The following is an 18,266-nucleotide window of genomic DNA, read 5'->3' on the forward strand; positions in this document are numbered from 1 at the left end:
TCCCGCACCCATAACAAATACAGGGCTAACGGATATGTAATAATGAATGATCCGGCCGCCTGTATTTCAAGACGCCCGGATCTTAGTTCTAAAATGGCCTGTTTGAGATCAATATCATTGCTGTGTCCTTTGCTCCGGATACCGGCGATAGTAATACAAGATTTCAGGCAGGTTCTCAACCGAATAGCCTTGAAGCACATAACGCGTAATGAAATACATGTCTTCGCTAACCGTCTCCAATCCTCTCGGATAACGCTCCAACCCGCCGAGAAGATCGAACAATGAGCCCCGCATCATCAGCGTCCCATGGCATACACAATGCCCGCCAGACATATATATGCCGGCAATGTTCTCATAGCCATACTTTACAAAATCGAGGACGTACTGCTTGTCAAAATTCCCGTCCTCGAACCAAGCTAATGCTGTACCGCAAAGGCAGAAATTTGTATTCCCCTGCAGAAATCTGACCTGCTTCTCGATCCGCTCCGGATGCGAGATGTCATCTGCCGCCTGTGTTGCGATGAACTCGCCTCTAGCTAAGAAATAGCCTGTGGTAAACGCACCGGAAAAGCCAACATTATAGGGCAACGGATGATAGACAAATCTGTTTTCTCTTATTACGGGATGATTTCTATGCTTCTTCACCCATTTTTGAATGACTCGATCTGTATCATCTGTAGAACCGTCATTTACGACAATGATTTCAATATGAGGATAGGTTTGATGAATAAGGCTATCTAGCGTTTCCTCGATATGTCGAGAAGCATTATAGGCACCAATTACAATACTGGCCAAATTAGGCGTTCTTTGGAATCTCACGTATTGACCTCCTTATTTACTGTGGCTGTAAGCCGCAAGCTTATTAATGATATATTGCTGCTGATCATCGGTAAGAAAGGGATGCACGGGAAGTGCGAGCGCATGCTCAGCTACCTTTTCGGTAACTGGAAAGTCTCCCGCCTTATAACCTAATGAGGAGAAGGCTTGCTGTAAATGAAGCGGACATGGATAATATCGGGCAGTAGTGACTCCATGCTGATCCATGTGGAGTAATAGTTTGTCTGGATCCGGGACCTGTATGACATATAAATGATAAACATGGCTGCAAGCTGAATCGCAATACGGTAGGATGAGATCGTTCAGATGTGCGAGTTGATTCGTGTAACGCTCAGCCAGTTCTTGGCGGCGTTTAGTCCATGCGCTTAGTTTTTGCATTTTGATTCTCAGCATTAAGGCCTGAATTTCGTCTAGCCGGCTGTTAAGTCCCACGGCCTCGTGAAAATATTTAAGCTTCCCCATCCCATGGAAAGCGAGGACACGGATTCGATCTGCCATTTCGCCATCATTACTTGTAACCATGCCTCCATCGCCGAAGCCACCGAGATTTTTAGTCGGATAAAATGAGAGGCAAGCCGCATGGCCTAAGCTGCCTACCTGTTTGCCTTTATACTCTGCACCTATAGCCTGACATGCATCTTCAATAATAATCAATGAATAACGGTGTGCCAGATCGGCAAACGCGTCCATATCTGCGGATTGGCCGAAAAGGTGCACAGGGATGATCGCCTTGGTACGTGCCGTTATTTTTGCTTCCGTGTGGGCTGGTGAAAGGTTATACGTTCGTTCATCGATGTCGGCAAAAACAGGTGTCGCTCCTACGCGTACAATGGCTTCGGCCGTAGCAAAGAATGTAAAGGGGGAAGTTATCACCTCGTCTCCAGGTCCGATCCCGTTTGCCAATAAGGTGAGGATGAGAGAGTCGGTTCCATTTGCCGTCGATACAGCATGCTTAGCTTGAGTAAGCAGCGCCATCTCAGCTTCGAACCGCTTCACCTCAGGTCCCGCGACAAAAATACCCTTATCCAGAACCTCGGACAATGCATCGAGAATATGCTCATTTCGTAAGACCCGATATTCTGATTGTGGATCAAATAAAGGAATGGGTTTCATGGGTAGAGACTCTCCTTCCAAGTCACTTAGCCGCCACGCCTTTGACTGTCTTTCCGTCCGTGACGTCCTTGGTAACGACTGCCCCTGCACCGATAATCGCATTTTCCCCGATAACGATACCTGGCAGCAGCGTTGCGTTATTGCCGATTCTGGCCCCTTTCTTAATATGTGGCCCTTTCAGAGGGACCTCTGTAGGCTCCATGTATTTGTCATTCGAAGTAGAAACTTCCGGACCAATAAAAACGTTGTCTTCGATGATCATGTCCGCGGTAATATAAGCCCCGGTTTGGATGACGCATTGGTTTCCGATCTTTGTTCGACATTCCACTTTTGCATTGCGGCCTATTACCGACGAATGGCCAATTTTTGTTTGTTCCCTGATACTGGCCAAGTCGCCGACCATAACGTCTTCTCCCAGTTGGCTGCCTGCATAAATAACGGTTCCGTTGCCAATGCTTGATCCGCTGCCGATTACTAATCCTTTTTGATCTGTGATATGATGAATGACTTTGGAATTTTTAAAGGGTTGACAACCGAGGTAGCTGCCGTTACCGATCGTTACTTCATCTCCAATGATTGTGTTTTGAAGTATGACGGTATGATGGCCAATTCGGACTTGGTTTCCAATCGTGACTCCCGATTCAATAACGATATGATGGCCGAGTACGACATCTTTTCCGATGGTCGCATTCGTCGAGATCACGTTCGTCGAATCCTCATTTCGCTCACTCATCTGGACTCCTCCGCTTTTAAGATCTTCTTCGTGATTTCTCCTGTAATCTCCATGGCTAGAAGTCCACCTTCACCAGGTACATTGGGCTGCGTTCCGTTTTTGATGCATGTGATAAAATCAAGTAGCTGCAGCCACAAGGGCTCCTGTATGGGAACGGCAATTTTCTCAACGATATTTTGTTGGGTATAATTCATGTTTAACGAGCTTTGATAAAAGCGAGTCGAACGGGTAATAAGCACCTGTTTATCCAATAAATCGGCTTGAATGAAAGCGGTCTTGGTCACAATTCGAATGGTTCTAATCTTCTCCTCGGTTATATAACTTGCCGTTACCTGTACTATTAGTCCATTGTCCATCTGAATGAGAGCCGCCGCGTGACGAATCGTTCCCTGATCTGCATACCCAACAGCCTGGACAGCATCGGTCCTTGTATGAAACAGATGGTGCAGAATGTAAATATCGTGAATCATCAGGTCATCCACAACATTGACGTTTTGCCACCTGGCTTCGAAAGGACTCATTCGGTGAATGTCTACTGCAACGACATCTTCCTGCTCAATGATTTGCTGCAGTACCCGAATGACAGGATTATACAGTTCGATATGTCCAACTTGCAGCTTCACACCGGCCTCCGCTGCACGTTTAATTAAATCCTTGCCTTCCTTCATATTTTGAGCGAGTGGTTTTTCCATCAGCATATGGACACCTTTGGCTATACAAGCCAGGCCGACTTGGTAATGATGAAAAGTTGGAACTGCAATCGATACCGCATCGACCTGATCAAGAAGGTCCTCCAAACTTTCGAAGGCCATCGTCTGGAACTTAGCGGAGATATGCTGTGCCCGCTTTTGATCAGCGTCATATATCCCTATCAGTTCGCAGTAATTTGATAATGCAGTATATACCCGAACGTGATTTTCACCCATTACTCCTGCGCCGATTACACCTACCCGCATGATTTATACCCCTCTTTCTGCGAACTCACGGCATAAATACATGAAATCATACCACTTCTTGCAAACTGCCTTGGGTGCAAACTGTTTACTATCTTTTAGAGCGAGTTGCGATAGGTGGTTCCGGTAAGCATCATTGAAAAGAAGATCTTGAAGGGCGGAGGCGTACTTTTCCAAGGCATCAGGGAGCCACCAATAAGGCGGTGATCCCCAGTTTACGTCAAAGATCAGCCGTTGGTTCGATGCGATATGATAGATGCCTCCCATTGCGGCTGCGATAATCGGAACACCACAAGACATGGCTTCCAAAATTTGGTTGGGGCAATTTTCACTCTTACTGCCACAAATCATGATATGCCAGCTGCCTACAATTTCCGCCATCTGATTATGTGGTACATTTGTTCGGATAAAAAGATTCGGGGGATGGTCGTTTAACCAGCCTTGCTGATTACTAGGCGGGGCGGACATGATCATTTCGAACCGAATGTGCGGGAACCTTCGTGCGAGAAACGGCATAACTTCAGGCCCCTTCAACAGACCATTCAAATCATGACCAACCCATCCGACCACAATCTCTTTGCGTTTCTTTCTGGGATAAAAGATTTCGCTGTCAACAATGTTTGGAATGATATGCATGAGATGAGCAGGGTAATTGTACTCCTGCATATACTGCTTTTGGAACTCCGAATAGACAACCATCGGAACATAGCGCTCGATCGGACGGTGTTGGTCGAAGTTAGGTCCGGTGCTCCAATACTTTCCTTTGTAAACCTGAAAATCCGGTGTGTAGTTCTGAACAAAATGGTTCCACCAGCCGGGAGTGTATTTATCGATCAGGAACGCGTTATTCGGATAGATGGGCGCTTGCCCCGGATTGGGAGCAAAAGCAATCCGTAAATCCGGCGGACAAAAACGAGGCAGCCATTTGGCCCGCATATTGGCCTCCGCATAAGGACCTGACATTGATTGTGCTTGAAAATAATCCATAATAAATTTAAATTGAAACATTAATGCATCCCTCCTGCCCTTCATCGGTGTACTCCGAGCTCCCGCCGATACCATTTGATCGTCCGGTCTAACCCGAGATCAATACCGACTTGTGGATCATATCCCAGGATCGCTTTGGATCGAGTTAAATCCGGTTTACGGGCTGGCATGTCCTCATACCCAGGTCCATATGCCTCCTCGTAAGGCTTAATCATAATCTCCGACGAGGACCCGGTCATCCGAATCACGCGCTCGGCTAACTGCATGATCGTAATCGATTGTTCGGAACCAATATTGAAAACGAGGCCATCGGCTTTAGAGCTTAATGCCTGCACTGTTCCCCGCACCGTATCGTCAATAAACGTAAAGCATCGGGATTGTGATCCATTCCCATAGACCTCCAGCGGCCTGCCTTCCAAAGCCGCCATAATAAAACGAGGCACGACCATGCCATATTGAGAATTCGTTTGACCCGGGCCATAGGCATTAAAATAACGCAGAATCGTAACCGGAAGGCCTTTCTGAGAATAGCCTAAGCACATGTGCTCGTCTAACGATTTAGCAGTCGCATAACACCAGCGATGAATGGATGATGATCCATAAACACGGTCCGAATCTTCACGAAACGGCAGATCACGATTTTTACCGTATACTTCTGAGGTTGAGGCAAAGATGACCTTTCTCCCCATTTCATAAGCGAGTTCCAGTACGTTTCTTGTACCGTCAATGTTGCCTTCTATGACTTTCAGCGGATGTTCCACCGTGTTCTTCACGCCAAGTACTGCGGATAAGTGAAAAACAACTTCTGTCTGTTGAATCAGTGTTTTCATCAGTTCGCGGTCCAAGACGGTTCCCTGAATAAAGCGATGATTTGGGTGATGCAAAACCTCGTTAAGAAATTGAAGAGAGCCGGTAGATAGATTATCAAGTGACCACACCCTGTGATTCATGGACAACAGTTTCTTCACCAGGTTGGATCCAATGAACCCCGCGCCGCCTGTAACTAAAATATCCATAAGGTACACCCCTTGTGATCAAGATCCCTTCCTTGAATGCAGAATGAATTGCGAAGATCTGAGCAGGCCACCTCATAACAAGGAGAATGATAGAAGATCTGGGCCTATGGTACGTTGGCATCGTACTTTGTTGAATGAACGGAAGGTTGAAATCATGTTTTTATGGTTTGCCGTTTGACATATCTTACGGCCACTCGTGTAAGAAGTACTGGTCAACAATCTAAATTACCGAGAAATGGTAAAGCACCAAGGTGTCACGAAAAGCGAGAGAAGAAAACCACGCAATGAACTGAGCGTAGGCGATCTTTTATATCTCAGAATGGGGAAGGGGTTAGACTCGCTTCAAGACAAGTTAGGAAATCTGAAATGGGGAGGGGAAAGTGGGATCTAGGGGCGCTGGACCAAATAAGGCGATTTGTATGCTGCGTTATCCAAAGTTTTCACCATAAGTCCTCTTCTTAGAGTAAAATGATATTTTTGCGATCCTTTATATCTCTGGTGGCGTTACGTGTATCGACTACGATAGGGGTATGCGCCACTAAGGTCTCATAAGGAATATTGGAATGATCCGTTAAAATTAACGTGCAATCAAAGTGTTTCATATTTCGTGCTGTAAGCTCAATTGAATGAAGTTTGGTTTCGGCAACTTCCAATTCATCTACATAAGGATCAAAATATTCTACTTGGGCTCCAGACTGTAATAGCTGCTCTATGATATGAATGGCAACAGACTCTCGAATATCATTCACATCTTTTTTATACGTTACGCCGATAACAAGGATATGACTCCCAGGAAGCTCTTTTGGAAGCAGCGCCTTTGTAACCCGTTCTACAATATATCCAGGCATATCCTTGTTTACCTGATGGCTAAGCTCAATGAAAGGCAAATCGTTGTCGTGTTCCCTTGCCTTCCATAATAAATACAGGGGATCGACGGGGATGCAGTGTCCACCCACCCCTGGACCAGGGTAATACTTCGTAAACCCGTAAGGTTTAGTTCCGGCAGCCTCAATGGCCTCCCAAAGGCTAATATCCAGTTTCTCGCACAATTTCAGTAAACTGTTCATAAACGAGATGTTTACGTAACGCTGACAGTTTTCCAAAATTTTTGTCATTTCAGCAACCCTTGGCGAGGATACCACAACGACTTGATCAAATACTGCTCCATATACTTGTTTGGCGAAAGTTGTACATGATGGGGTGACGCCCCCAACAACCTTAGGGATTTTCTCCAACTCCCATTTGGATCCCGGGTCAATTCGTTCTGGCGAATAAGCGAGTGAAATATCTCTCCCTACGAGAAATCCGGTTGACTCTAGAATAGGTTTAATTCGCTCTTCACTCGTTCCTGGAAAAGTGGAGCTTTCGAGCACGACGAGCTGGCCTCTCCGGAAATACGGAAGCGAGCTTTGCAATGCCCCGATGATATACTTCAAATCAGGCTGATCGTCATCACCAAGCGGTGTTGGAACGCAAATAATGATCACATCAACTTTCTCGATCACATCAAACGAACTGCCGATATGAAATCTATTTTTACTGAACAGTTCTCGAATGTCGCCTTTCTCATAATCAGAAAGATAGGGTTGACGTTTGTGTAACATATTAATCTTTCGTTCATCTACATCGATGCCGTATACAATGTGTCCCTTCTCAAGAAATAGCCGGGCCAATGGTAATCCGACATACCCCAGCCCGATAACGCCGATTTTATACTTCGGAATATCCTCCATCATTCTTCCAACTCCCTTTGATCGATCTCATAGCATAGTACGCGAAATAACTAAAACTGCGTTAGTTGATTGTCCAAATTAGCAAAAATAGTGGAGTATCACGAATTTTCATAGATTCCGGGACAAATGATTTGCGGTATAAGGAAGGCGCACATGATGCCACAAGGGCAGCGAAACCCGGGTTTAACTGGATCTAACCGCTCGGCCTGTGTCCGTTCAGGTCCGGATTTTTCGGTAGGGAGAGACATGCTTGGCGAGTAGGAAGGTGACGGGAATGGCTATTAAACTAAACGTATGTAACGCTAGATCGATACGAGTAGGTAGACATGTGTCCAAAACCCGCTTTTGGCCATTTAACGAGGGATTTAGTTAAAAAATAGATCAGGTAAGTAAAACATCCGCCCAATGGGACGGATGTTTTTGAAAGGGGATCAGCGGAGAGTTCTTAAGATATTGCTCTAGTTCTAGGTGTTTTTCTCTGAAGGACCAAGAACCGACTGACAATGAACGGTTCCCTTCGCTCGTTTGTCCAATGATTCGGCTCGAAAATTCAGCTACAAGTTATCGGCAAAGCTTCGATACGTCTCTTGAAGCCCCTGTTCCAGCGAATAGACGGGTTTCCAAAGCAGCTTTCGATTAATCTCTTGATTCGATAAGCAGCTGTCGCGGATGTCTCCCGGCTTGTCGGGTCCGTGCTGCACTTTAATTTCCCGGGAATGGAACTTGCGGAGAAACGACACCAAATCGTTAATCGTAGCTGCTTTTCCGGTACTGACATGCAGCGTCAAATCCTCCGGATGGCTGCTTGCCGCGATCAGTGCTTCGACAACATCCTTGACATAAATAAAGTCCCGCGTCTGATTTCCGTCGCCGTTGACAACCAGCTGCCGCTCCTGGTGGACCCGGTCCATAAAAATGGCCACGACGCCGCCTTCTCCCTTCGCGGTCTGACCCGGTCCGTACACGTTGGCGAAGCGGAGAATGGCATGGGACAATCCGAATAAGGACGTGTATAAACGAATGTACTGCTCGCCGGCCAGCTTGGAAAGGCCATAGAAGGAGATCGGAAGCGTGGGATCGTTTTCCGTCATGATGTCCTTTTGTAGGTTACCGTATACGCCTGATGTGGATGCAAAGATTACCTTGCGGACCTTAGCTTCCCTGCAGGCGTTCAGAATGTTGAGCGTGCCCCCAATGTTAATGTCCATATCAAGGAAAGGATCCTGTATCGACTGCTGAACATCAGCCTGGGCAGCAAGATGGACTACGGCATTCGGCCGAATGCCAACAATCGCCTTATAGGCGTCGGAGCTTCGGATATCAAGCGTATGAAGAACCGCCTCCGGCGGAACTTTTTCGGCACTGCCCGTGGACAGATTATCGATCACCTGCACCCGCAGCCCAAGGGACGCAAGACGACGGACCAGATGTGAGCCGATAAAACCAGCGCCGCCTGTCACGACAACCGTATTCATGCATCTACCTCCTGTGTGTTTAGGTCATGAACTATCGTATGTGGAGGAGAAACGTTCGGTATTAGGCGATCCAATCATTTCTGCGGCTGATGCAAAGATCTCGGGAGGGATGGGTAAAATGATGGCAAAGGAAGTGCAAAATCTCGATATGCTTTCAAGTAAATGGGGGATGTGCGATGCACGTTAAGAAAAGGATAGGAGCGGCCGTGTGCCTGCTCTTGGGCGTCATTATCGCGACGTTCATGGCGGGTCGCGAAGCGAATCCGCCGGATCGGGACCGGGAAACCATGTCCGCAAGTGAAGAGCAGATCCAAGAACCGACAGGGATGTTCAAGTGGAATGATAAAGAGGTTTGGAGTGTGGAGTGGGAAGGGAGAAACCAATCCTGGATACTGCAGCGGGAACGGGCTGCGGCGGAAGAGAGCATGTTAGGGAGCGGATGGTTGCTTAATGGAAGCAAACTGCCCGTAAGTCAAGCGGAATCCAGGCTTCGAAAGCTTCGCGAGTTGGGGCAGGACGGTGGAACCCGCCGCGCTTCGTCTCTAAGCCATGAAGTGATCGTTGGCACCATTACGGTTACTTTAAGCCAGTTGGAGGAGCCCGAGGTATTTCTGATCGCAGTGGAGCCGGATCACTCCGAACAGGTATGGATCCTCCGCAGCGGAGATCCTTTAGCTTATTCGGTATCCAAAAATGCCTATTTGCAGCTTGAGCGGATGCAGTAGATCCGGCTGTCGCCATACCAAAACCTTTCAGCATACCGGATAGCGCCGGTGGTCATCCTAAACGGTGTTATCAATACACTTATTAGAGATGGAGGATGAACTCATGCTACGATCCAAAGCGATTAGTCTCTCGGTATCGGCAGCCCTGCTCGTGAGTATGGCCGGTGTTGCCGGTTGTGCCACGAAGGAGCCTGCAAACACGAACATCCGCACCAAAAACGTCATTGACGGCAACGGCAGAACGGGCCGTATTGGTGTGAATTCCTTACGGGAGAATGGCTTGATCAGTCCGAAAGGTTACACATACAATACGAACAGCACGGGCACCGATCACAGAACGATGCATAACCTGACCAATGCCCAATTGTCGCAAAAGCTGTCCGATAAAGTGGCGGCCATGAAGGAAGTCAAATCAGCCAACGTCCTCGTAGCCGGAGATACCGCCTATGTTGCCGTGTCCCTGCGCGATACCGCAAGCAACACCGGCGGCAACATCGGCACGAAAAGCTACAACGGCACCACAAACAACATGATGAATGGAAGCAGCTTTAACAATGCCGGTACGGCAAATGGAAGCAGCTTCAATAACCGTTCGAAAATGGGAGTGAGCGGAGCAGCTCCGAACGCTGCGGCAGCACAACACAACATCCGCAACTATTCGACCAAAGGGGCAAGTATTACGGGCAACAATGGCTACAATATGACGACCTACGGTACGGCAGGTACGACGGATAACGGCGTCGGTACGTACAAAGGCATGGGTGCCGGCGGATACAGCGATTACCGCAACGACACGATTACGTCAGATATCAAAGACCGCATCGCCAATACGATCAAGAGCACCGATAACACGATCAAGAACGTCTATGTATCCGCAAACCCAGGCTTTGTCCAAGGATTATCTAATTTTGCGGCACAGACGCAAGGGGGACATCCGATCAAAGGACTCATGTCCGATCTGTCGACGATGGTGGAGCGCATCTTCCCAATGAATGCCGGGAATGGCAACCGCACTACCAATTACAATGCCCCTGTTCATCATTTTGATACAACCAATCGGTAAATTGCCGGCAAAAAGGGGCTGCCATAAGCTTGTTATGGACAGCCCCTTATACATAGATCATTTTAATGATTAAAATTGTGATTAAAATACCTTGCGTCCTTTGACCCAAACGCCTTGAATATCAAGCTGGGCATCCAGCAGCAGGACATCCGCCTGCTTGCCGATTTCGATCGTGCCGGTGCGGTCTTCGATCCGCAGCCGTTTGGCCGGGTTGAAGCTGGCGGCAAGGGATGCCTCTTCGATCGACAGGCCTACGTTGTTAATAAGGTAGCGGAAGCCTTTAATCATCGTCAAGGTGCTTCCGGCGAGGCTGTCCCGCTGGCCTTTCAAGGTAGCGATACCGTCATGAACTTCAACCGGAAGATCGCCAATCATGTAATCCCCGTCTCCAAGTCCGGCCGCTGACATGGCATCCGTAATCAGAATGAGATTGTTATCCTGCTTCAAACGGGCCAGGATGGAAATGCAGGCCGGGTGCACGTGGATGCCGTCGGCGATGATTTCCGCGTGAATGCGCGGATCGCTCAGCACCGCCCCTGCCGTTCCGGGCTTGCGGTGGTGCAGCGGCGTCATCGCGTTAAAGGTATGAACGCCTTGGCGCAGACCGGCATCCACGGCTGCTTCCACCTCGTCGTACGTCGCATCCGTGTGGCCGAGCGCGGCGTTGATGCCGTGCGCGGTCATCCAGGCGATCGCATTCAGCGCACCTTCGCGTTCCGGCGCCAGCGTGACCTGACGGACGAGACCTGGATACGCGGATTCCCATTCTTCCAGCCATTCAACATTCGCCAGCACGATATGTTCCGGGTTTTGCGCTCCCGGCCATTTCGGGCTGATAAAAGGACCTTCCAAATGAACGCCTTCCACGGTTGCGTACGGCATGTCATACTGAGTATACTCATGAACCTCCTTAAGCACGCGATCGATCGCCGCCTTTGGAGCGGTCATCGTCGTCGGGAGGATCGAGGTGGTACCCTGCGAGCAGTGGAAGGCCGTAATGGTGTCCAGCACTTCCTTGTTTGAATCCATAAAGTCCTGGCCGTTGCCGCCATGAACGTGGACGTCAATAAAGCCGGGAACGATGTATCCGTCCGTTTTGTGATGGCTTGCGGCTGCGTCCGTCCAGCGCTGCGGCAGATCGCGGGCAAGCCCCGCGTAGACGATCTTGCCGTCCTGGATGGCGACGGATCCCTCTTCCAATACCCCTGCCGGCGTTACAACTTTGCCGTACAAGAGCTGTACGTGTTCTTCACTCATCCTAACAACCTCCCTGCACCTTGATCCAGCAGTACCACGACGTTCGGATGGCATTGCAGCAGCGATGCCGGGCACTGCGTCGTAATCGGTCCTTTCAGCGCGCGTTTCACGATCTCAGCCTTGTCTTCGCCACGAACGAGCAGCAAGATTTGCTTGGCTTTTAAAATGCTGCCGACACCCATCGTAACCGCCTGCTTCGGCACATCGTCCAGCGATGGGAAGAAGCGCGCGTTTGCCGTACGGGTTTTCTCCTGAAGCTCGGCCACATGCGTTCCGCCGTCCAGGCTGTCATCCGGCTCGTTGAACCCGATATGCCCGTTGTGTCCAATGCCGAGAATTTGCAGGTCCACCGGGCCGTTCTGCTCCAGCATGCCGTCGTAATTGATGCATTCTTCCTCCAGATCGGCAGCGTTGCCGTTTGGAACATGCGTATTCTCGAGCTGAATATCGATATGGTTGAACAGTTTCTCGTTCATAAAGGTACGGTAGCTCTCCGGATGGCCATCAGGCAGGCCGACGTATTCGTCCAGATTGTAGCTGGATGCTTTTGCGAAGCTGACAAGACCCTGCTGGTACATTTCGATAAGCCGTCCGTAAATTCCTACCGGAGTGCTGCCGGTCGCCAGGCCGAGCACCGCTCTCGGTTTGGTATGCAGCAGGCTGGCGATCAGGCTGGCCCCGGTTGCGTTAAAATCAGCCTCGTTTTTAAACGTATAAATGTTCATGCTTGAAGATGACCTCCTCTGGATTTTCGGTAATTCTGTACGTTATGGTAGGACTGCTCCAGCTTGGGAACATACTGTCCGAACTGCTCGCTGTTCATCCCCATAAACAGGATGTCGACGAGATGGAGCTGGGCGATCCGCGAAGCCATGTCTCCCCGGCGCATCCCTTTTTCGAGGGAAGAGGCGAACAAGGGGATATCGGCCATGGAAGCCAGCGTATTGCTGCTGTATGACGTCAGCGAAATGGTCGCTGCACCGCTGTCTTTGGCGCAGGCCAGCGCATCGATGGTTTCGAGCGTCTCCCCCGAGTAGGAAATGGCCACCGCCACATCCCGTCCCGACAACGTCGAGGCGGAAGTAATCTGCATATGTGAATCAGCAAAAGCGGTACAGTTCTTTCCGATCCGGATCAGCTTCTGGTAGAAATCCTGGGCGACGATGGACGAGGTGGCTACGCCGTACAAATCGATCCGATCGGCAGCGCAGAGCAGACGGATCGCCTGGGCCAGACGGTCCATGTCGAGCAGGGACGTCGTGTCGCGGATCGAGGCCAGATGATTCGCTTCCATGGCCTCTACGATTTGGGATAACGGGTTGTTCGCCACGATATCCTGATAGGACGACATGCCGCTTCGCTCCTGCATTTCCGTATGCGCGATCTCGGCCGACAGCTTCACTTTGAGATCCGGGTAGCCCTTGAGGTGAAACGCTTTGCAGAACCGGGTCACGGTGGCGGGACTGGTCCCGCACTGCTCGGCCAGCTCCTTGATCCCCATATGGACGACTTCGGAAGGAGCGGAGAGAATGAAATCGGCGATCCGGCGCTCCTGCTGGGACAGCCTTTCCTGCTCCTGCGCCAAGGCGTGTAATAAAAGTGCCAATCGCAAGCCTCCTTGGATGAAAGACTAAGGTTCTTATGAAAATAATTTTAATTATCAATACAGTATTTAAGAAAATAATTTTTGTTCCTTCCCCAATCATAGGTCATTTGTCTTACGTTTACAAGGGGCAGGACTGTTAAATTTCTGTAAAAGCGAAACGCAAAAAAACCGGACTCCTTAGGGTCCGGTTCTTATGAGAGATTTATACGCGAGCCTTGGAACTCAGCATATTCCGCAGTTCCACGCGGATCAGCTGCCATAGCACAAAGGCAAGCACGACCATCTGAGGGATGAACGTTTCCCAGGTCGGATACATGCCCAGCCAGGAAATGGACGGCAGTCCGGCCGAGTGGGAGGGAATGCGACCCGAGACCTGGAGCGAATGGATGCTGTCGCCGAGGAAACGGAAGACCAGGTAGTAGATCAACACGGTCGCAGCCAGGAAAAAGCCGCGCAATGGCAGGCGGGCGCTGAGCACGATGATCGCATAAGCGAGCACGGCCAGAACGGCAAAGGCGCCGGCAATTCCGAGGATCAGCTGCCCCATGTCAATCGAGGAGGCCATCCCGGCATAGAAGATGGTCGTTTCCGCGCCTTCACGCAGAACGGCCAGACCCGCCAGCACAAATAAAGACCACAGGCTGCCCCGGGCCAGTGCCTGATCCATTTGGCTGCCCACGTATTTGTTCCAGGCGGCTGTGTTGGACTTGCTGTGCAGCCATTGCCCGACGGTCAGCATCATGACCACGGCCACCAGACCGGTAATTCCCTCGATCAGCTCGCGTGCACCTCCTGAAGCTGCTTTGGAGATGGAGAAGGTGAGGACGACCGCGAGCAGGAGGCTGAGGACGAGGCCTGATCCGGCTCCGCCCCAGATCCATTTCTGGCCGCGCGAATTCCCGCTTCGCTTCAAATAAGACAGCAGCGCCGACAACACGAGAATGGCCTCCAGGCCTTCCCGGAGCAGAATCAGCGCGGCGTCCCACGCGGTATATTTATGATCGACCGCATGCGGGGTGAGGGAGGACTTCATCGCGTCCATGATTTTTACGGCTTCATCCAGTTTTGGCGGGCTGGAGAGCAAATAGCCGGGAACGGCCGACATTTTATTCTCAATATCCGTATAAAGGTCCGGCGCCGATATCCGCACCTCGCCCTCGACCGCCGGCCAGACGGAGATGAACTTCGTCATCTGGTCCGCCGCATCGCTGCTCCGGCCGGCCAGCGCGTCCTGGCGGGCGGTTTCGAGGATGCCCAGCAGGTCGGACAGCCGGTAGTTTCCGTCACTTCCCGTATCTGCCGCATCGATTTTCCCTTCGGTATAACCGGTCATCAGCGTGATCAGCTTCTGCATCTCCTGCACGGCCTGCTCTTCGCGAACCGGGTCGGCTTGGAGGGCGATCCGCACGAGGCTGATCTGGGTTTCAAGCTGTCCGTAGACCGCGAAGTTTTCGCTGCGGATCGGCGTTTCTGCCGTCGGCCAAACATTCACGATAGCCTGATAGCTGCGCTTGGCCGCGCTCCAGTCTCCCGTCTGCATGGCCTTCAAGCTGTCCTGCGCCAGAGGCAGCAGCTTCTTGGCCGATTCCACGCCGCTGGGAGCTGCGCCGGACGATCCGCTTGAGCTCTCGACTGCGGTAACGTAAGCGTTGACCGCTTTGGCCAGTGCGGACAGCGCCGATTTTGCCTCCGGTCCGCCGCTTGCGAGCATGGTCAGCGCGTCTTGAAGCGCGCCGTCCACGGCTGCGGTCAAATCGGCATGATCCGTATCTTTGGCTCTGACCGGCTCCCAGAGCTGCTTGAATTGGTTCAGATCCTCGCTCGCCTTGGACCACTCCTGTTGGCCTGCTTCAACCAGGGCGCTGCCAACGGTAGGCAGAAGGGAGTCCAGGGCGGAATTCGCTTCAGCTTCGGCGCGCGGGATCAAGGTGCTCAGCAGGAGCACGCCAATGATCAGCAGGGCGCCGATCAGGCGATGGTTCAATCGGCCGGTACGAGGCGTAAGGTTGTTTCGCAGCATGGTGAAGTCTCCTTTATGTCAATTCTGCTTGACTTTGATGTCTATAGGCTACAGCAGCGTCTCTCCGATATAACCTCCCGAAGAGGTGCCGGGGAAACAGGCGAACACCGCGCTCCCGACATGCTGAACGTATTCGTTAAGCCGGTCGCTCTTTGCCAGCTTCTGCTGCAGGGGAATAAACTGCTTCTGCAGATCGCGCTGGAAGCAGATAAAGAGCAATCCGGCATCCAGCTGGCCGGTCTTGGCGTCCATTCCTCCCGAGTAAGAATAGGACCGGCGGAGAATCTGCACGGAGCCGTCTCCGCGGGCAAGCGCCATATGCGAATTGGCCGGAATAGCCGGCGATCCGTCCGGCCCCTTGGCGGACAGATCGACTTTGTCGAACTCGTGCTGTCCGCCGAGCGGTGCGCCGCTGGCCCGGTACCGTCCGAACGTCTCCTCCTGATCCTTCAGGGAGGACCGGTCCCACACCTCGATGCGCATCCGGATCCGGCGCACGGCCATGTAGCTGCCGCCGGCCATCCAGGCCGCACCGCCTGCGGACGGAGCCCAGACAACCCGGTTCATCTGCTCGCTGCTTGCCGTATCCGGATTGGCCGTGCCGTCCTTGAAGCCGAGCAGATTCCGCGGGGTTCCGCGCGCGGGATCGGCGCTGCCGGTGCGCTGGAAGCCCTCCTGGGTCCAGCGGAGCACGGCCGTGCCCCGGGCAATGCGCGCCAAGTTGCGGATGGCGTGGAACGCCACCTGCAGGTCGTCCGCGCAGGCTTGGACGGCCAGGTCGCCGCCGCACCAGCGGGAGTCCAGCTGATCCCCGTTAAAGGCCGGGAGGTCGCTGAAATTCGCCGGCCGCTTCGAGGCGAGCCCGAAGCGAGAATCGAACAGGGAAGGACCCGCGCCGAACGTCAGGGTCAGCCGGGAAGGCGAAAGACCTGCCGATTCTCCGGTATCCACCGGCGGCAGGTTGTGATTGGCGCTTTCTTCCCCGAGCATGGAGCCTTCGGTCATGTCCGCGGCCGCTGCGGTCCAGGCCTGAAACAGCTTCTTCAGCTCCTTCGCATCGGTCGTGGTCACGTCGAAAGCGGCGAAGTATATAAAGTTTTGCGAAGGGGTGATGATCCCGCCCTGATGCTTCCCGTAAAACGGGATACGGTCCTCGGTGTCGGGCTGGCCGGCAATGGCTGCCGCGGTTTTCCGCTCTTTCGCGGCGAAGAGGCTGCCGATGGCGGCGCCACCGATCACCAGTCCCAGGCCGCCGGTGCCCGCCAGGCGCAATAAATCGCGGCGGGAGAGCGGCTTTTTCAAAATCGATGAATCTTTGGTTTCCTCACGTTCACGGTTTGACATGCTTTACACTCCAAGCAGGGTGCCCATATTTGACAACGGTTCGGCCAGAGCATCCAAGTTTTGGCTGAGCTTGCGGATTTCGTCCTCTTTCAGCTCGGTGTAGCTGACATAACCGTCGCCTTTCTTATAGGCGTCCAGTTCCTGCTTCAGCGCATCGAACCGCTCCCCGATCTGCTTTTCAAGGTCCGGGTCCTTCTTGGCCAGATCCGGCTTCAGGATTTCATAAATCTTGGCGGCGCCTTCCACATTGGCCGCAAAATCGAACAAGTCCGTGTGGGAGTACAGCTCTTCCTCGCCGGTTACCTTGGAGGAGGACACTTCGTTCAGCAGCTCAACCGCTCCGGTTACCATCTGGCTGGCGTCAATATCGACGGTCTCCACCTTGGCACGAAGCAGCTGCGCATCCTGCAGGAGCCGGTCGGCAAAGGCTTCTTGGCCCTTGGTCGTCTTATCCTCCCACAGTCCCTTCTCGATCCGGTGGAATCCGCGCCAATCGGCGGCGTCCACATCGTTCACGCGGGCATCAATATCGGGATCCAGATTGCCAAGCGCCTCCGCAATCGGCTCAATCCGCTCGTAATAGGAACGGGCCGGGGCATACAAGGCCTTTGCTTCCTCCAGCTTGCCGGCTTTCACCGCTTCGGTGAATTTTTCCGTTTGCTTCACGAATTCATCGCACTGCTCCACAGCGAAGGTGCGATAGGACTCCACGGCAGCGCTGAAATCGGCCGTCTGCGCTGCCGCTGTATCGGTTCCGGCGGTTTGCGCCGATGTGTCGGTATTGGCGGTTGCCGTCTCAGTCTGCGCCTCGCTGGCGGCGGGATCCGCGCTTTCTTTCTCCGAGCAGCCTGCGAAGAGCAGGGAGGAGAGGATTAAACCAGCGGGAACGATCGTATGTAGCTTCAAGTCAAAGCAGCTCCTTTAATGTGGATGGGTTGAACACTTTGATAATGATTCTCAATTTCATTGATAGCAACATCATAATGAGTTACCGACCAAGTGTCAACTGCCATTTTTAAGTGCAGGAACTACAGGATGTAAGCCTTTTCAAGGCGAATGCCTAATTTTTACGCGTAACGACACCAATGCCCGGTGCCTTACATAATATGAGTTGACTGTATCCCTTTACCTTGTTATACCATACAAACCCGAGCAAGGAGGGGTGACACCATTGAAGGGGAACGATCATAAGAGCAAATTTTTGTTGACTCATCGTGAGCGCGAAGTATTTGAACTGCTCGTTCAGGACAAAACCACACGCGATATCGCCGGTCAGTTATTTATCAGCGAGAAGACGGTCCGGAACCATATTTCCAATGTGATGCAAAAGTTAAACGTCAAAGGCCGTTCTCAGGCCGTTGTCGAGCTGATCAAACTTGGGGAATTAAAAATCTGATCGTAGCC

17 protein-coding genes are annotated in these 18,266 nt (G+C 51.6%); 3 read left to right on the forward strand and 14 right to left on the reverse strand.

The genetic code is table 11. From position 1 onward, the window contains the following. Window positions 1-114 precede the first annotated feature (114 nt). From CJP46_RS30060 to CJP46_RS30095, 8 genes are all read right to left on the reverse strand, one after another. Entirely contained in the window at window positions 115-819 is a 705-nt protein-coding gene (locus tag CJP46_RS30060; protein WP_094599318.1) for a glycosyltransferase family 2 protein, read from the reverse strand. Between the two features lie 12 nt (window positions 820-831). Beyond that, on the reverse strand, window positions 832-1,950 hold the full coding sequence (locus CJP46_RS30065; RefSeq protein WP_094599319.1) for a DegT/DnrJ/EryC1/StrS family aminotransferase: 1,119 nt from the start codon (window positions 1,948-1,950) through the stop codon (window positions 832-834). Window positions 1,951-1,972: 22 nt separating this feature from the next. Further along, window positions 1,973-2,683: an N-acetyltransferase gene (locus CJP46_RS30070; RefSeq protein ID WP_256992600.1), complete on the reverse strand. Its 711-nt coding sequence runs from the start codon at window positions 2,681-2,683 to the stop codon at window positions 1,973-1,975. Next, complete coding sequence (locus tag CJP46_RS30075) at window positions 2,680-3,639, reverse strand: Gfo/Idh/MocA family protein (RefSeq protein WP_094599320.1); 960 nt, start codon at window positions 3,637-3,639, stop codon at window positions 2,680-2,682. The genes CJP46_RS30070 and CJP46_RS30075 overlap by 4 nt, the downstream gene beginning before the upstream one ends. 3 nt (window positions 3,640-3,642) lie before the next feature. Next, window positions 3,643-4,644, reverse strand: coding sequence for a glycosyltransferase family 4 protein (locus tag CJP46_RS30080; RefSeq protein ID WP_179281389.1), 1,002 nt, complete (start codon window positions 4,642-4,644; stop codon window positions 3,643-3,645). Window positions 4,645-4,664: 20 nt separating this feature from the next. Beyond that, entirely contained in the window at window positions 4,665-5,639 is a 975-nt protein-coding gene (locus CJP46_RS30085) for an NAD-dependent epimerase/dehydratase family protein (protein WP_094599322.1), read from the reverse strand. Window positions 5,640-6,097: 458 nt separating this feature from the next. After that, window positions 6,098-7,375, reverse strand: a complete 1,278-nt coding sequence (locus CJP46_RS30090) for a nucleotide sugar dehydrogenase (protein ID WP_306431109.1) — start codon at window positions 7,373-7,375, stop codon at window positions 6,098-6,100. A gap of 551 nt (window positions 7,376-7,926) precedes the next feature. Further along, on the reverse strand, window positions 7,927-8,847 hold the full coding sequence (locus tag CJP46_RS30095) for an NAD-dependent epimerase/dehydratase family protein (protein ID WP_094599323.1): 921 nt from the start codon (window positions 8,845-8,847) through the stop codon (window positions 7,927-7,929). 176 nt (window positions 8,848-9,023) lie between these two features. Here CJP46_RS30095 and CJP46_RS30100 point away from each other — a divergent pair, with 176 nt between their 5' ends. Then, the gene (locus CJP46_RS30100) at window positions 9,024-9,572 is read left to right on the forward strand and encodes a hypothetical protein (RefSeq protein ID WP_094599324.1); all 549 of its coding nucleotides are present in this window, start codon (window positions 9,024-9,026) and stop codon (window positions 9,570-9,572) included. 103 nt (window positions 9,573-9,675) lie between these two features. Next, a complete protein-coding gene (locus CJP46_RS30105; protein WP_179281390.1) occupies window positions 9,676-10,635 on the forward strand; it encodes a YhcN/YlaJ family sporulation lipoprotein in 960 nt (319 codons plus the stop codon). Between the two features lie 81 nt (window positions 10,636-10,716). On the opposite strand, the gene nagA is transcribed toward CJP46_RS30105, so the two are convergent. The 6 genes from nagA to efeO all read right to left on the reverse strand — a co-directional run bounded on the left by nagA (window position 10,717) and on the right by efeO (window position 17,768). After that, the gene (gene nagA, locus CJP46_RS30110; protein WP_094599326.1) at window positions 10,717-11,892 is read right to left on the reverse strand and encodes an N-acetylglucosamine-6-phosphate deacetylase; all 1,176 of its coding nucleotides are present in this window, start codon (window positions 11,890-11,892) and stop codon (window positions 10,717-10,719) included. Next, window positions 11,889-12,617, reverse strand: a complete 729-nt coding sequence (gene nagB / locus CJP46_RS30115; protein WP_094599327.1) for a glucosamine-6-phosphate deaminase — start codon at window positions 12,615-12,617, stop codon at window positions 11,889-11,891. Before nagB ends, nagA begins: the two co-directional genes overlap by 4 nt. Then, a complete protein-coding gene (locus CJP46_RS30120; RefSeq protein WP_094599328.1) occupies window positions 12,614-13,498 on the reverse strand; it encodes a MurR/RpiR family transcriptional regulator in 885 nt (294 codons plus the stop codon). Before CJP46_RS30120 ends, nagB begins: the two co-directional genes overlap by 4 nt. Before the next feature lie 202 nt (window positions 13,499-13,700). Further along, the gene (locus CJP46_RS30125; protein WP_094599329.1) at window positions 13,701-15,518 is read right to left on the reverse strand and encodes an FTR1 family iron permease; all 1,818 of its coding nucleotides are present in this window, start codon (window positions 15,516-15,518) and stop codon (window positions 13,701-13,703) included. Between the two features lie 48 nt (window positions 15,519-15,566). Beyond that, on the reverse strand, window positions 15,567-16,862 hold the full coding sequence (gene efeB / locus CJP46_RS30130; protein ID WP_094599330.1) for an iron uptake transporter deferrochelatase/peroxidase subunit: 1,296 nt from the start codon (window positions 16,860-16,862) through the stop codon (window positions 15,567-15,569). 3 nt (window positions 16,863-16,865) lie between these two features. Beyond that, window positions 16,866-17,768, reverse strand: coding sequence for an iron uptake system protein EfeO (gene efeO, locus CJP46_RS30135; protein WP_094599331.1), 903 nt, complete (start codon window positions 17,766-17,768; stop codon window positions 16,866-16,868). A 265-nt stretch (window positions 17,769-18,033) separates the two neighbouring features. Here efeO and CJP46_RS30140 point away from each other — a divergent pair, with 265 nt between their 5' ends. Continuing rightward, window positions 18,034-18,258 carry a helix-turn-helix domain-containing protein gene (locus CJP46_RS30140; RefSeq protein ID WP_036649309.1) on the forward strand — a complete coding sequence of 75 codons (225 nt, stop codon included), beginning with the start codon at window positions 18,034-18,036 and terminating at the stop codon, window positions 18,256-18,258. Window positions 18,259-18,266: the final 8 nt, after the last annotated feature.

The organism is Paenibacillus sp. XY044, from assembly GCF_002257645.1.
In the GTDB taxonomy this organism is placed as follows: Bacteria; Bacillota; Bacilli; order Paenibacillales; family Paenibacillaceae; genus Paenibacillus_AQ.